This window comes from Paraburkholderia sediminicola, from assembly GCF_046030555.1.
GTDB classification, from domain to species: domain Bacteria; phylum Pseudomonadota; class Gammaproteobacteria; order Burkholderiales; family Burkholderiaceae; genus Paraburkholderia; species Paraburkholderia sediminicola_E.
Genome location: NZ_JAQQCH010000001.1, coordinates 1 through 14,499, shown reverse-complemented (window position 1 = coordinate 14,499; position 14,499 = coordinate 1). Strand labels below are relative to the sequence as shown.

Below are 14,499 nucleotides of genomic sequence, written 5' to 3'. Positions count from 1 at the left end.
CACGGCATTTTTTCGCAACCTCCGTTTCTGCTTGGCGCGCCATTTGATAGATATGAATGAAATGAACTCGAGTGATTTCGAAGCCCTTCTTACGGCGCAACGCAGCGCCATGATTCGCGATATTCCGACATCACCCGCGGCCGTTTCCCCCGAAACGCCGACGCTTACCAAGGCTGAACTTGCCGAGTTGCTGTTCGACAATGTCGGACTCAACAAGCGGGAAGCGAAAGACATGGTCGAAGCGTTCTTCGAGGTGATCCGCGATGCGCTGGAGAGTGGCGATAGCGTGAAGCTGTCGGGGTTCGGCAACTTTCAGTTGCGCGACAAACCCCAGCGTCCCGGCAGAAACCCGAAGACCGGCGAGGCGATTCCAATCGCCGCGCGCCGCGTTGTGACGTTCCATGCAAGTCAAAAGCTGAAAGCGCTGGTCGAAAACGGCGCTGAAGCGAGCTTCGCGCGCTGATCGATTGGCGCGTTCCTGCGCAACCCACCACGACGGCTAACTGACGATGACAGCGACGATCGAAAAAGTCGTCTTGCCTCCGATTCCGGCGAAGCGCTACTTCACGATTGGTGAGGTCAGCGAACTATGCGGTGTGAAACCGCATGTGCTGCGCTATTGGGAACAGGAGTTCACGCAGTTGAGACCGGTCAAGCGGCGTGGCAATCGCCGGTACTATCAGCATCACGAGGTGCTGCTGATCCGGCGGATTCGTGAGCTGCTGTATGAGCAGGGTTTCACGATCAACGGTGCGCGCAATCGGCTGGATTCACACGGCGGTGGTGCGCATGGCGCACCGGGTGATCTGGTCGAGGAAGGCGAGGGCGCAGCGGCGCCGGCAGCCGCTACGGCTGCGGTGGACGTCGAGCAGTTGCGCAAGGAATTGCTGCATGTGATCGACGTGTTGGGTCACTAGTTTGCCTTGTTCGCGCGGGGCGGTTTTAATCGCTTGAACTGTCTGTTATAATTATTTGCTGTTCGGGGCGTAGCGCAGCCTGGTAGCGCACACGCCTGGGGGGCGTGTGGTCGGAGGTTCAAATCCTCTCGCCCCGACCAAAGAAATCAAGGCCTTATGGATGCATGTCCATAAGGCCTTTTTCTATTTCCGGCTTACGCGATCGCTTGCGTACGCTCGCTCACGGGCACACACAGACTCCCTCACCACAACCCCGGCATGACATCCACAAACAATATCTTCACGATCGTCATAGCCGGGAAGATCATGGCGTAGCCGATGTCCGGCTTATCGGTCGGCGTGAGCTTGTTGGCAAAGGCAAGAATCGCCGGATTACCGCATGCGCCGGCAACGATACCCGCCACTTCGTCGTACGGCAGCCGGAACACCAGCAGACCCAGAATCAGAATCGGCCCGGCCAGCGCGAGCAACACGATTGCTCCGAGTCCGAGCATCAACAATCCGGTCTGAGAGATCGTCGCGGCGAATTTCGGACCCGACGCCATGCCCACCTGAGCCAGAAAGATCGTCAGCCCCAAATTGCGTAACACGAGGTTGGCGGGTAGCGGCATCGTCCAGTTGATGCCACCTGTGCGGCGCAGCTTGCCGAGTACCAGCGCCACGATCAGAACCCCGCACAAGCCAAGCGCGAGCTTGCCCAAACCCGGCAGTGGAATCTGTATCGCGCCGACCAGAAACCCCAGCGCCATGCCCAGACCGACTGAAATGTAGCTGAACTCGGCCGTGCCCTTGATCGAATCGCCGAAGAAACTCCGCAATGCCGGAAACGCTTCGCGCTGCGTCAGCAGCCCGACACGATCGCCGTATTCGAGTATGAGGTTGGGACTTGGCATGACGTCCGCGTCACCGCGCCGCACGTGCGCCACGATCGATCCATCCGGCAGATCGAGCTCGCCGATTGGGCGACCCACCACGTTCGCACGCGAGGCAAACACGCGTAAATAATCCAGATCGCCGCGGTCACGCAGCACGCGCCCGGGCGCTGCTTCGCCGAGACTTTTGCGGGCCTCGGCGAGCGCGTCCTGATTCGGACTGACGGCAAGCACCACATCGTTTTCCACCAGCATGAGTTCGGGCGTGGCCGGCGCATTGTGATGCGCGCTGCGCACAGCGACGATCTGCACGTTGGCGGGCAGGGCAGTGAGTATTTCGGCGAGGGTCTTGTCGCAGAAGGCCGGGTTGCGCAGCGCGATTTCGAGGATTTCGAGCCCGGCGTTAGACGCCGTTTTGATCTTCGGCGCGAGGATCATGAACGCCAGATAGAGCAGCAGAATCGGGCCGGCCACGCCAAATGGGTAGGATACCGAATAACCCACCGCTGCATCGTCATTGCCGAGCTTGGCAATGGCGGCCTGCAATGCAGCTGTGCTGGTGCCCGAACCTGAGAAGAGGCCAAGTGCGTAGCCCGGATTCAACTGCACGATTTTCTGAATCGCGACACTCGCTGCACCCGCGCATAGCACGCCGATTAGCGCGAGGATGTTCGCGCGGCGGCCAGCCGCGCTGGTCAAGCCGAGGAAAAACTGCTTGCCGTATTGCACGCCGACTGTGTAGAGAAAGAGCGAGAGGCCGAGCGTGCCGACCATCGGCGCGGGTACTGATTTCGGCGCGAACCATCCGGCAGCGAGTGCGACGAACAGCACAGCACCGACGCCCAGTGAGAACCCTTTGATGTTGATTTCGCCGACGAAGTAACCCACCGCGATGGTGAGGAACAGCGTCATTAAGGGCTGCTGCTCAAGAAGCGTCTTCAGGAAATCCACGTTTCCTCCGATAGGGTTTGAGACTTCGGGCTCTGCTGGTTTCCTGCGGTTGTTGTGCTTATGCTGAATGAGTCAGGGAGGATGCCGCACGGGCTGGATGCCTGCCAGTATCTAACAGATTGCCTGGGAGCCTGGTCTCAATCTCTGCCGAGCGCGATGTACCGCTCGAGATGATGATCCTCATCCCCCAGCTGATGGTCGATCATCACAAGGCGCTTCGCATAGTGAGCCAGCGGCAGTTCCCATGTCATGCCGATACCGCCATGCAACTGAATACATTCCTCGGAAACCATCGCCCCAATCCTGCCAATACTGTATTTAGCCGCCGAAACCGCTCGCTCCCGCACCGTGCGTTCAGCTCCAAGCGCCGCAGCGGCATTGATCACCGCCGATCGGGCCTGTTCGATCTCGAGCAGGAGGTCCGCCATCCGATGTTGCAAAGCCTGGAAACTGCCGATAGGCACGCCGAACTGCTTGCGTGTGCGCAGGTACTCGAGCGTGTGGTCCTTGGCGACATCCATCGCGCCGACTGCTTCGGAGCACAAGGCAAGCACGCCGCAACTGATCGCGTACTCGAGCGTCGCAAAACTTTCTGCGGCGGTGCCGAGCAGCGCATCATCGGCGAGCGTGACTTTGTCGAACGTAACTTCGGCCGCGCGGCCGCCGTCGATCTTACGATAGCCGCGAACGCTGACGCCCGCTGCATCGCGAGGTACGAGAAAGAGCGTGATGCCGGCTTCGGCGTCTTCGGCACCTGCGGTGCGTGCGGAGACCAGGAAAAGGGAAGCGTTCTCGCCGTGCTGAACCACCGCCTTCGCGCCGTCCAGCTGCCATGCGTCGCCAACACGCCGAGCACGTGTTGTGACGCGCGAAAGTTCGTAGTGGCCGTCCGGTTCGCCATGCGCGAGCGCAACCAGACGTGAGCCGTCGATCAGTTCGGCCAGCATCGCTTTCTGCGCTTCGCTGCCGTCACGTGCAATGGCCTGCCCGACAATCAGCGTATCGAGAAACGGCTCGACCACGAGGCCACGACCCAGGCTCTCGAATACGACGGCGATATCGAAGCCGCCGCCGCCAAAGCCGCCATCCGTTTCAGCGAACAATGCGCCAATAATGCCGAGTTCTGCGAAGCGATTCCACAGGTCGGCGCTAAAGCCCTCGGGCGAACCTGCAATCCGGTCGCGCGTCTCGAAGCCGTATTGCTCAGTGACAAAACGGTTGAGCGTGTCCGCCAGCATGCGGCGGTCGTCGGTGTGCTGGAAATTCATGGCGTTTGCCCCTTACAGTCCCAGGATCATTTTGGAAATGATGTTCTTCTGGATTTCGTTGGAGCCGCCGAAGATCGACAGCTTGCGGTTGTTGAAGTAGAGCGACGCAGCGCTCGCGGCTTCGTCAGGGCCGACCGGTGTGCCCTCGAAACCATCGCGTAAGGCTTCTTCCACGAACGGCTGCGCATAGGGTCCCATCGCGCGACGCGTGAGCGAGGAGATTTCCTGACGGATCTCCGTGCCGCGAATCTTCAGCATCGAACTCTCCGCGGCCGGTACGCCGCCGCCAGTCACCGCCGCGATCACGCGCAGGTTGGTGGTCTTCATGTTTTCCAGATCGATTTCGACGCGTGCCATGCGTGTCGCAAACGATGGATCATCTGCTAGCGGTCGGCCGTTGCGCTGTTGCTTCACCGCGATCTTGCGTAGCCGGTTGAAGGCAGCGACCGAGAAGCCAACGCCCGCGATATTGGTGCGCTCATACGTAAGGAGGTATTTGGCGTACGTCCAGCCTTTGTTCTCTTCGCCCACGAGGTTCTCGACGGGCACGCGCACGTCTGTGAAAAACACTTCATTGACTTCGTGCTCGCCATCAAGCGTGATGATCGGCCTCACTTCGACGCCCGGCGTATTCATGTCGATCAACAGGAAGCTGATGCCTTCCTGCTTGCGCACGTCAGTGGCGCTGCGCACGAGGCAGAAGATCATGTTCGCGTAGTGGCCGAGCGTGGTCCACGTTTTCTGACCATTGACGATGTAGTGCTCACCTTGCGCATCGCTGCTGCGTACTGCGGTGGTCTTGACTGATGCCAGATCCGAACCCGCGCCCGGTTCCGAGTAGCCTTGGCACCACCAGTCCGAGCCATCGAGAATGCGTGGCAACCAGTGGCGCTTTTGCGCCTCGTTACCGTATTTGATCAGCACCGGGCCCAGCATGTTGACACCGAACGGAACCACACGCGGTGCTCCCGCCAAGGCGCATTCGTTCTCGAAGATGAACTTTTGCACGGCATTCCAGCCCGGGCCGCCGTACTCTTTCGGCCAATGATTGGCGAGCCAGCCCTGCGCGTTGAGAATCGCGTGCCATTCAGCCATGTCGTCGCGCGTGAGGCGGCGGCCGCCGTGCACCTTGTCGGCGAGACGCTGAGGGAGCTTGTCGCGCAAAAAATGCTGCACGTCGGTGCGAAAAGCTTCTTCTTCAGATGTGAATTTCAGATCCATAACGGGTTCTTCCCTGGATATTTATCGGACCGGCGGAGCGATGGGCCGGCGGCGCGCAGGTGCCCACCGGTCAAGCATGCGCCAAATGATGTGCCGTCTCAAGCCGCCTGGTTGAGGCTCGCGAAATCGGCGCCGCGCTCGACCAGTTCGACCAGCAGCGGCGACGCTTGCCAGAACAGCGGATCTGCTTTGGCGAATTCGCGGATGTCCGCGAGAACGGTGGCGAGGCCCACCGTATCGGCGTATTTCATCGGACCGCCGCGATAGCGTGGAAAACCGTAGCCATAGAGGAAGGTCACGTCGACGTCGAGTGGCCGCAGCGCGATGCCTTCGTGCACGACATTGGCGCCTTCGTTGATCATGGCGGCCATGTAGCGGCGCATGATCTCTTCGTCGGTGAAACTGCGCGGCGTGACGCCGGCGCGTTCACGCTCGGCTTCGATGATCGCTTCGACTTCGGGGTCGGGCGTGCCGCTGCGCGAACCTTCGGGATACAGATAAAAACCACGGCCGGTCTTCTGGCCGAACCAGCCGCGTTCGCAAAGACGGTCGGCGATCTGCACGTAGCGTGCATCGGGGTTCCGTGTGGCGGCACGCCGTTTGCGCGTGGCCCAACCGATGTCGCCGCCCGCCAGATCAACCACCTGGAACGGACCCATCGGGAAACCGAACGCACGTACCGCCGCATCGATCTGATAGGGTGACGCGCCGTCTTCCATCATCGCGTCTGCCGCGCTGCGATACACCGCCAGAACGCGATTGCCGATGAAACCGTCGCACACGCCGGCACGCACCGGCGTCTTGCGCAGCTTCTTCGCGAGTTCGAACGCGGTGGCGACCACATCCGCGCTGACCTGCTTCGGCACCACTACCTCCAACAACTTCATGATGTTGGCAGGCGAGAAGAAGTGCAGCCCGAGCACATCCTCGGGGCGAGAGATGCTGGCCGCGATCGCGTCGATGTCGAGATACGACGTATTGGTGGCGAGCACCGCACCGGCTTTGCAGACATGATCGAGTTCGGCGAACACGGCTTTTTTCACCGACAGGTCTTCGAAGACGGCTTCGATCACCAGATCGGCTTCGGCGAGTGCGTCGTATGAGGTGCTGCCATGCCAGCGTGTCATCACGTCGGCTTTCTTCTCCGCGCTCATGCGGCCTTTGGCGATCAGGCCGTCATAGACCTTTTCGATGTGCGCGCGGCCGCGCGCGAGCGATGCGTCGTCGCGTTCGATCATCGTCACCGGCAGGCCGGCATCGAGCACCGCGACGGCAATGCCCGCGCCCATCGTGCCGCCGCCCACCACGCCGATCTTATTCAGCGCGCGGGGTTTTGCATCGCGTGTTTCCGGTGCTTTGAGCACTTCACGCTCGGCAAAGAACGCGTGAATCAAACCGGCACGTTGCGGGCTGTCGATGCACTGCAGGAACAGTCTGCGTTCGAGCTGCAGGCCATCTTCGAAAGGCTGTTCGATGGCGGCCTCGACGGCATCGACAATTTTTAGCGGGGAAAACAGACCGCGCGATTTCTTCGCCGTTTCCGAGCGGGCCAGGGCGACGGCGGCGAGGCTCGCAGCGCGGTCGCTTAGCGCAGCGGCATCGCGTGTGCGCCGGACCGGGGCGTGATCGGCCAGCAGCTCGTGCACGTAGGCGAGGCCTTCAGCAAGGATGTCGTCACTGCTGCCGAGCCGGTCGATGAGGCCGAGTGCCAGTGCTTCTTTCGCGCCGGCGTGGCGGCCGCTCAGGATCAGGTCGAGGGCGGCCTGCGCGCCAATCAGGCGTGGGGTGCGCTGCGTGCCGCCTGCGCCCGGCAGCAGGCCAAGCTGCACTTCGGGCAAACCAAGCTTCGCGCCATCCACGGCGAGCCGGTAGTGTGCCGCGAGCGCCACTTCCAGGCCTCCGCCGAGCGCGGCGCCGTGAATGGCGGCCACCACCGGTTTCGTACAGGCTTCGATGCGGTTGCAGACGTCGGGCAGCGAAGGCGGTACCGACGGCTTGCCGAACTCGCGAATGTCCGCGCCCGCGATGAAGCTGCGCCCGGCGCCGACGATCAGCACGGCCTCGACAGCTTTGTCGGCGTCCGCCGCTTCGATGGCGGCGAGCAGGCCGCGCCGCACGTCCGCGCAGAGGGCGTTGACCGGCGCGTGGTCGATCGTGACCAGCAGGACTTTGCCGCGCAATTCGCGCGTCACCACGTCGGCGGAAGGGTTGAGGGTCATCGTGTCGTCTCCTGATTGTTACCGGACCAGATCGAGGCAGATCGGGCATGCCGGGTCTGGCGAACTGTCCGATTGTCGTTTGGTCAAGGTTTATTGACAATTACATAGACGGTTGACAGACTGTCAAAATTATTTTGACAAAGGCTGCGTCATGGACGTCAATTCGCTGACCTTGCTGGTTGATATCCTCGACGCGGGCAACCTGAGCGAGGCCGCGCGCCGGCTGAAAATGAGCCGCGCGAACGTGAGCTATCACCTGAATCAGCTGGAACGCTCGATCGGGCTGCAACTGGTCAGGCGCACCACGCGCCGGGTCGAGGCGACCGAAATCGGTCTGCAGTTATACGAGCATGGCCGCACGATCCAGAATGCGCTGCTGGCCGCGCGCGAATCGGTCACCACGCTCGGGCAGAGCTTGCAGGGGCGCGTGAGATTGAGTGTGCCAAGCGGCTATGGTCAGCTGGTGATGTCGGATTGGCTGATCGCATTCAAGCGTCTTTATCCGGGCATCGTGCTGGATGTGATGTTCGAGAATCGCGTCGAGGATCTGATGCGCGACGAGGTCGACATCGCGGTTCGCGTCATGTCGGAGCCGCCGCAGAATCTCGTCGCGCGCGACATGGGGCCGGTGCGATATGTGGCTTGTGCATCGCCCGATTTTGCGGAAAGCCGAGGCATGCCAGTGCGGCTTGACGATCTGCGCACGACACCGTTGATTACGGCGGCGGTGGTCGGCAGGCAATTGCGCGTGGCGGCCTATCTGCGCGATGAACGCCATGAAGTGCTGCTGGAGCCGACGATTATTTCCGAGAACTTTCTGTTCTTGCGCCAGGCGGTGCTGGCCGGCCTGGGTGTGGGTCTCGTGCCGGACTACGTGGTGCAGGACGACCTGCGTCGCGGGGATGTAGTGACGGCGCTCGATGAATGGCGTTTAAGCATCTTCGGTACGAACATGTACATGCTCTATATGCCGAATCGGCATCACACGCGAGCGGCGGCGAGTTTTATCGAGTTCATCCTGGAGCAGGCGCGCGGAAGTGGGAGAGGGGTTATTGCTTGAGCGGCGAAGGGGCCGTTTTTTTTCGGCACGCTGACGATCTCTGCGCGGCAGGCAAACAGATCAAGGGTGGACTCCATGCTTCGCCTCGCAGAAAAGCAGCACCCGCACAGGTGGTTCACTCACGGGTATGCTTAACAAAACGGCGAGATAGCCGTGCGCCTGGCATCACATCAAACTTCAGGGGAGACGGAGATGAAATGGGCAATCGCATTTCTCGCTCTGCTTGCAATCGCCATTGTCATTGTGCTGATCTCGCGTCTCCCAAGCGAGGAGGCCATCCGCCTCGCCGGCTATGCGGCGACGGCGGCCTTCGCCGCACTGGCCGGCTTCCTGATTCGCTGGCGCTCAAATCGCGCCCAACGACACAAACGCACCGGGTGACTTGGCGCGCACGGTATTCACCCGGTCGGCTCCAAGGCCATACAGCATCAGGTCCGTCGCACGCGCGCTAAGCCGATCGAACGCTCGCCTGCAACTCGTTGCCTAGAAAATCGACGAACGTCCTGAGTTTCGCCGACAGCCGGTGCCGCTCCAGATAGATCGCGTGGATGTCCGCATTCGACAGCGCCCAGTCCGTGAGCAACGGCACCAGTTCGCCACGTTGCAGATGGCGGGAAGTCTCCCATGCGGAGCGCACGGCAATACCGCGCCCATCGAGTGCCCACTTCAGTACAGCGCTGCCGTCGTTGCTGCTCAACGGACCGTCCACTTTCACTGTCTCCGATTTCTTGCCGCGCGCAAAATGCCACGTGCCGTACGCCGATTCGTTTTCGCGTAAGACGAGGCACGCATGGCGCGTCAAGTCGTGAGGCATGGCCGGTGCGCCATGCCGCTTCACATAGCTCGGCGCCGCACACACCAGCCGCTGGTTCTTCAGCAGCAAACGCGCGTTGATTCGCGCGTCTGGGACCTCGCCGAAGCGAATGCCCAGGTCGAAGCCGTCTTCCTGCAAGCTGACCGGCCGGTCCGTCAGATGCAACTGGATCTTCATCGACGGAAAACGCTCGCTGAACCGCGAGACGGCCGGCGCAATATGCGCGCGGCCGAAACCGAACGACGCATTCACGCGCAATAGCCCAGTCGGCTCGGCGCGGCTGCTGGTGACCAGTTGTTCCAGTTCAGCGAGGTCGTCGAGGATGCGCGAGCCGTTCGCCAGATAGATCTCACCTTCCGCCGTGAGACTCAGGCGGCGCGTGGTCCGGTTGACGAGACGCACGCCCAGGCGCTGCTCGAGTTGCGCGAGGCGCTTGCTGATCGACGGCGGCGTCACGCCGAGCTCACGCGCCGCGGCCGCCAGATTGCGGTGGCGCGCCACTAACGCGAACAGATTCAGGTCGGAAAAACCGTCCATCGATTCATTCCTAAAAGTTAATTCCAGATTGCCTTAAGGGAAACCATATCGCTGAAGGCATCAATTAGACTGCATTCAGATACGGGAGGCAACGATGTTTACAGGTTTCAGCGACGCGTCGACACAGGTCGACGGCATCCGGATCCACGCGATCCGCGGCGGCAGCGGCCCGGCGTTACTGCTGCTGCACGGTCATCCGCAGACTCATGCGATCTGGCATAAGGTCGCGCCCGCGCTGGCGCAGCACTTCACCGTCATTGCAGCGGACTTGCGTGGTTACGGCGACAGCGGCAAACCGCAAGGCGCGCCCGACCACAGCAACTATTCGAAACGCCGCATGGCCGCGGATCAGGTGTCGTTGATGCGCGCCCTGGGTTTCACGCAATTTGCCGTCATCGGCCACGACCGCGGAGGACGCGTTGCCGCTCGCATGGCACTCGATCATCAGCAAGCCGTGACGAAGCTGGTCACGCTGGACGTCGCGCCGACACTTGCCATGTATGAACACACTTCGTTCGAGTTCGCGCGCGCTTACTGGCACTGGTTCTTCCTCGTGCGTCCCGCGCCGTTTCCTGAAACGCTGATCCGTGCGGATGCCGATCTCTATCTGAAGCAGACCATAGGCGCGCGCAGCGCCGGGCTGGCGCCGTTCACCGATGCCGCGTACGCCGAGTATTTGCGCTGCCTGTCAGACCCTGCCACGGCGCACGGTATTTGCGAAGACTACCGCGCGAGCATCACGATCGATCTCGATCACGACCGCGCCTCGCTCGCTGAAGGACAGAAGATCGAGTGCGATTTCCTGGCGTTGTGGGGCGCACACGGTGTGATCGAGCAATGTTTCGAGCCGCTCGCTGAGTGGCGGCAATGGTCGGCGCATGTGAGCGGCGAAGCACTGCCTTGCGGTCACTACATTCCGGAAGAAGCGCCTGAGCGCCTGCTTGAACGCGTCCTGCCGTTTTTGCACTCCTAGCCGTCGTCGATACTGTCATGTCCAAACTCAGCCTTTACGAAAAGCTCGTCGCATCGCACGTCGTCACCCGCATCGACGCGCAAAACGTGCTGCTGTATGTCGATCTGCATCTGATGAACGAATACACCAGCCCGCAGGCGTTCAGCGCGCTCGCAGCGAAAGCGCGGCCAGTGCGTCGTCCGCGGCAACAGTTGGCGGTGGTCAGCCACATCATTCCAACGCATGCGGAATCGCCGCGCGTGATTCGAGACGCCGCTTCGCTGTTGCAGGCGAACAATCTCGCGCGCAACTGCGAGCAGGCCGGTATCGAACTGTACGCCGCGAACGATCCGCTACAAGGCATCGAACATATCGTCGCGCCCGAACGTGGCCTGATTCGCCCGGGCATGGTCGCGCTGTGCGGCGACAGTCACACGACCACGTATGGCGCGCTCGGTGCATTGGGTTTCGGCATCGGCACATCGGAGGTCGAGCACGTGCTCGCCACGCAAACGCTGGTCTATCGCGTCGCGCAAACCATGCGCATTACGATCGACGGGGCGCTGCCCTACGGCACATCGTCAAAGGATGTGATCCTGTGGATCATCAGCCGCATCGGTGCACAGGGTGCGCGGGGATATGCGGTGGAGTTCACCGGCTCGACGATTGCATCGCTGTCCGCGGAGGCACGCATGACGTTATGCAACATGACCGTCGAGGCCGGCGCGCGAGCTGCGTTGATCGCACCCGACGCGACCACGTTCGACTACGTGCGTGCCCACGCAACATCGCTCGACGATGCCGCATGGGCCACTGCAATGAACGACTGGCGCGAACTGAAATCGGACGCCGGCGCAGCCTTCGATGTCGAACATTATTTCGACGCACACGATATCGCGCCGTTCGTCACGTGGGGCACGAGCCCCGATCAGGCGATTGCAATCGATCAGCGCATTCCCGGTGCCGCCACGCAAAAGACGCCGGAGGCCGCCACTGCCCTGCGGCGCGCACTCGACTATATCGGGCTCGACGCGGGCCAGCCGATTGCGGGCACGCCGATCGATCGCGTGTTCATCGGCTCGTGCACCAACGGACGCATCGAAGATTTGCGCGTAGTCGCCGCGATCGTACGAGGACGCCACGTCGCGCAAGGCGTGCGCGCGATGGTCGTGCCGGGCTCAGGCAGCGTGCGTCGCCAGGCCAAGGCCGAGGGTATCGCGACGACGCTGCGCGATGCGGGTTTCGAGTGGCGTGAGCCGGGATGTTCAATGTGTCTCGCGATGAACGACGATTTTCTCGCGGTAGGCGAGCGCTGTGCGTCCACGACCAACCGTAACTTCGAAGGACGCCAGGGGCGCGGCGGCCGCACGCATCTGATGAGCCCCGCGATGGCCGCGGCCGCCGCACTCACCGGGCGCATCACCGACGTCCGCACGCTGGAGACGCAATCATGCTGACGAGACTCACTGAAATCGATGGAATTGCCGCGCCACTGCCGATTGAAAACCTCGACACCGATCAGATCATGCCGAAGCAGTTTCTTCGCATCATCGACAAGGCTGGGCTGAGCGAGGGCCTGCTGTACGACTTGCGTTTCGACGCAGAAGGCGAGCCGCGCTCAGATTGTGTGCTGAATCAGGCGGTGTATCGCGGTGCCCGCATTCTGATCGGCGGTTCGAATTTCGGCTGCGGCTCGAGTCGCGAGCATGCCGTATGGGGACTTCGGCAATTCGGTTTCGACGCCGTGATCGCGCCGAGTTTTGCGGAGATTTTCTATTCGAATGCGATGAATAACCGCTTGCTGCTAGTGCAACTGGAACGCGAAGCCGTCGACGTCTTATTGAATGACGCCGGGACACAACCGGCTGCGCGGCTGCATATCGACATCGAACAGCAAACGGTGACGGCCGCCAAGGGTCGCGTGTTCACGTTCCCACTGGGCGCACGTCACAAACAGATGGTGATCGAAGGCATGGACACCATCGACCTGACGCTCGCTTCATTGCGCGACATTGAAGCGTTCGAACGTGCCCATTTCGATCGGCATAGCTGGGCCGCCGTGCTGTAAATCCCCAGGCGGCAACTGCGCTGCCATTCAACTGAAACGCGCGTGACGGATTCCCCGGCAGAAGGGAAGGGACGCGCTTTGCCTTTAAAAAACGGAGGAGACATGAAGCGCAAACCGCTCTATAAGGTTCTTTACGTGCAAGTGATCGTGGCGATCGTGATCGGCGTGCTGGTGGGTCATTTCCTCCCTGCGGATGCGGTGGCAATGAAATCGCTTGGCGATGCATTCATCAAACTCGTGCGCATGATCATCAGCCCGGTGATTTTCTGTACCGTCGTGACCGGCATCGCCAGCATGCACGATATGCGTAAGGTGGGCCGCGTAGGTGGCAAAGCACTGTTGTATTTCGAAGTGGTATCGACGCTCGCGCTCGCCATCGGCTTGCTTGCCGCGCACGTGCTGAAGCCCGGTGCGGGCTTTAACGTGGATCCCGCCACACTCGACGCTGGCGCAGTGTCCAGTTATGCCGCGCAAGCCGCGCATGGCGACGGGCTTGCGGGTTTCTTTATGCACATCATCCCGGAAACGTTCGTCGGTGCGTTCACGCAGGGCGATATTCTGCCGGTACTGCTGATCGCCATGTTGTTCGGCACGGCGCTCGCGGTGATGGGTGAACCCGCCAGACCAGTCATCAGCCTGATCGAACTGCTGTCGAAAACGTTCTTCCGGATTGTGCGCATGATTACGAGCCTCGCGCCAATCGGCGCGTTCGGCGCTATCGCGTTCACGATCGGCAAATATGGCATCGTCTCCTTGCTGCCGATGATGAAACTGATTGGCACGTTCTATCTCACCGCTTTCCTGTTCGTTTCGTGCGGCCTCGGCTTGATTGCGCGGGCATGCGGTTTCAGCTTGTGGCGCTTCGTTGTGTACATCAAGGATGAACTGTTGATCGTGCTCGGCACGTCGACATCCGAAGCGGCTTTGCCGCAGTTGATGGAAAAGCTCGAACGGCTCGGCTGCTCTCGCGGGATCGTCGGGCTGGTCGTGCCGACTGGCTACTCGTTCAATCTCGACGGCACCAATATCTACATGACGCTTGCGGTGTTATTTCTCGCCCAGGCCACCAATACTCATTTGACGATCGCTCAGAAGATCACGTTGCTGGCGGTGACGATGCTGACCTCGAAAGGGTCGACCGGTGTCACGGGGGCAGGGTTTATTACGTTGGCTGCAAGTCTTTCGGTCGTGCCGACTGTGCCGGTAACGGCGATGGTGCTGATTCTCGGCATCGACCGTTTCATGTCTGAGTGCCGCGCACTGACCAATACGATGGGTAATGGCGTGGCGTCGATTGTGATTGCCGCCTGGGAAAAGGAGCTGGATCGCGATAAGCTCAATTTGGCGTTGGCGAAGCCTGTTGGTGTGTCATGTGCGGTTGTCGCGGAAGGGGGCGCGGATGGTGTGGGGCGTTCTGTCTGATTATGCTGGGATGGTTGGGTCGGGCCTTGTGCCTGTCTGCCTGCGGCGTTGGCGTTGCCTTGTTTTGTTGTTGGTTTATTAGTGTTGCCCCTGTGCGGGGCGGCACCTACTTTTCTTTGCATGCCGCAAAGAAAAGATAGGCAAAAGAAAGCGGCGACGGATTCAACCGGTCGTTGCAACACCTTTGGTCCAATACGG

13 protein-coding genes and 1 tRNA gene are annotated in these 14,499 nt (G+C 61.1%); 9 read left to right on the top strand and 5 right to left on the bottom strand.

What is annotated here, in order from left to right; genetic code table 11:
- The first annotated feature begins 52 nt into the window (after positions 1-52).
- The 3 genes from PQQ52_RS00070 to PQQ52_RS00060 all read left to right on the top strand — a co-directional run bounded on the left by PQQ52_RS00070 (position 53) and on the right by PQQ52_RS00060 (position 1,057).
- Positions 53-463: an integration host factor subunit alpha gene (locus tag PQQ52_RS00070; protein WP_325044244.1), complete on the top strand. Its 411-nt coding sequence runs from the start codon at positions 53-55 to the stop codon at positions 461-463.
- 46 nt (positions 464-509) lie between these two features.
- Positions 510-917 (top strand): MerR family transcriptional regulator, encoded by a 408-nt coding sequence (locus tag PQQ52_RS00065; RefSeq protein WP_408205717.1) that lies wholly within the window; start codon positions 510-512, stop codon positions 915-917.
- 63 nt (positions 918-980) lie between these two features.
- Positions 981-1,057: transfer RNA gene (locus PQQ52_RS00060), tRNA-Pro, on the top strand.
- 102 nt (positions 1,058-1,159) lie between these two features.
- Here the strand turns inward: PQQ52_RS00060 and PQQ52_RS00055 are convergent.
- From PQQ52_RS00055 to PQQ52_RS00040, 4 genes are all read right to left on the bottom strand, one after another.
- Positions 1,160-2,740 carry an aspartate:alanine exchanger family transporter gene (locus PQQ52_RS00055; RefSeq protein WP_408205715.1) on the bottom strand — a complete coding sequence of 527 codons (1,581 nt, stop codon included), beginning with the start codon at positions 2,738-2,740 and terminating at the stop codon, positions 1,160-1,162.
- A 137-nt stretch (positions 2,741-2,877) separates the two neighbouring features.
- Entirely contained in the window at positions 2,878-4,008 is a 1,131-nt protein-coding gene (locus PQQ52_RS00050) for an acyl-CoA dehydrogenase family protein (protein WP_408205713.1), read from the bottom strand.
- 12 nt (positions 4,009-4,020) lie between these two features.
- Entirely contained in the window at positions 4,021-5,229 is a 1,209-nt protein-coding gene (locus tag PQQ52_RS00045) for an acyl-CoA dehydrogenase family protein (protein ID WP_408205711.1), read from the bottom strand.
- Positions 5,230-5,327: 98 nt separating this feature from the next.
- Positions 5,328-7,448, bottom strand: a complete 2,121-nt coding sequence (locus PQQ52_RS00040) for a 3-hydroxyacyl-CoA dehydrogenase NAD-binding domain-containing protein (protein WP_408205710.1) — start codon at positions 7,446-7,448, stop codon at positions 5,328-5,330.
- Between the two features lie 151 nt (positions 7,449-7,599).
- Between PQQ52_RS00040 and PQQ52_RS00035 the strand changes: the two genes are divergently transcribed.
- Both PQQ52_RS00035 and PQQ52_RS00030 read left to right on the top strand, forming a co-directional pair.
- Positions 7,600-8,508, top strand: a complete 909-nt coding sequence (locus tag PQQ52_RS00035) for a LysR family transcriptional regulator (RefSeq protein ID WP_408205709.1) — start codon at positions 7,600-7,602, stop codon at positions 8,506-8,508.
- 192 nt (positions 8,509-8,700) lie between these two features.
- Positions 8,701-8,889 carry a hypothetical protein gene (locus PQQ52_RS00030; RefSeq protein WP_408205708.1) on the top strand — a complete coding sequence of 63 codons (189 nt, stop codon included), beginning with the start codon at positions 8,701-8,703 and terminating at the stop codon, positions 8,887-8,889.
- A 67-nt stretch (positions 8,890-8,956) separates the two neighbouring features.
- Here PQQ52_RS00030 and PQQ52_RS00025 read toward each other — a convergent pair whose 3' ends face one another.
- On the bottom strand, positions 8,957-9,859 hold the full coding sequence (locus PQQ52_RS00025) for a LysR family transcriptional regulator (RefSeq protein WP_408205706.1): 903 nt from the start codon (positions 9,857-9,859) through the stop codon (positions 8,957-8,959).
- Positions 9,860-9,953: 94 nt separating this feature from the next.
- On the opposite strand from PQQ52_RS00025, the gene PQQ52_RS00020 reads away from it, so the two are divergent.
- From PQQ52_RS00020 to PQQ52_RS00005, 4 genes are all read left to right on the top strand, one after another.
- A complete protein-coding gene (locus PQQ52_RS00020; RefSeq protein ID WP_408205704.1) occupies positions 9,954-10,832 on the top strand; it encodes an alpha/beta fold hydrolase in 879 nt (292 codons plus the stop codon).
- A gap of 17 nt (positions 10,833-10,849) precedes the next feature.
- On the top strand, positions 10,850-12,268 hold the full coding sequence (gene leuC, locus PQQ52_RS00015) for a 3-isopropylmalate dehydratase large subunit (RefSeq protein ID WP_408205702.1): 1,419 nt from the start codon (positions 10,850-10,852) through the stop codon (positions 12,266-12,268).
- Positions 12,265-12,879 (top strand): 3-isopropylmalate dehydratase small subunit, encoded by a 615-nt coding sequence (gene leuD, locus PQQ52_RS00010; protein WP_408206743.1) that lies wholly within the window; start codon positions 12,265-12,267, stop codon positions 12,877-12,879. The genes leuC and leuD overlap by 4 nt, the downstream gene beginning before the upstream one ends.
- Positions 12,880-12,981: 102 nt before the next feature.
- Positions 12,982-14,301 carry a dicarboxylate/amino acid:cation symporter gene (locus tag PQQ52_RS00005; RefSeq protein WP_408205700.1) on the top strand — a complete coding sequence of 440 codons (1,320 nt, stop codon included), beginning with the start codon at positions 12,982-12,984 and terminating at the stop codon, positions 14,299-14,301.
- Positions 14,302-14,499: the final 198 nt, after the last annotated feature.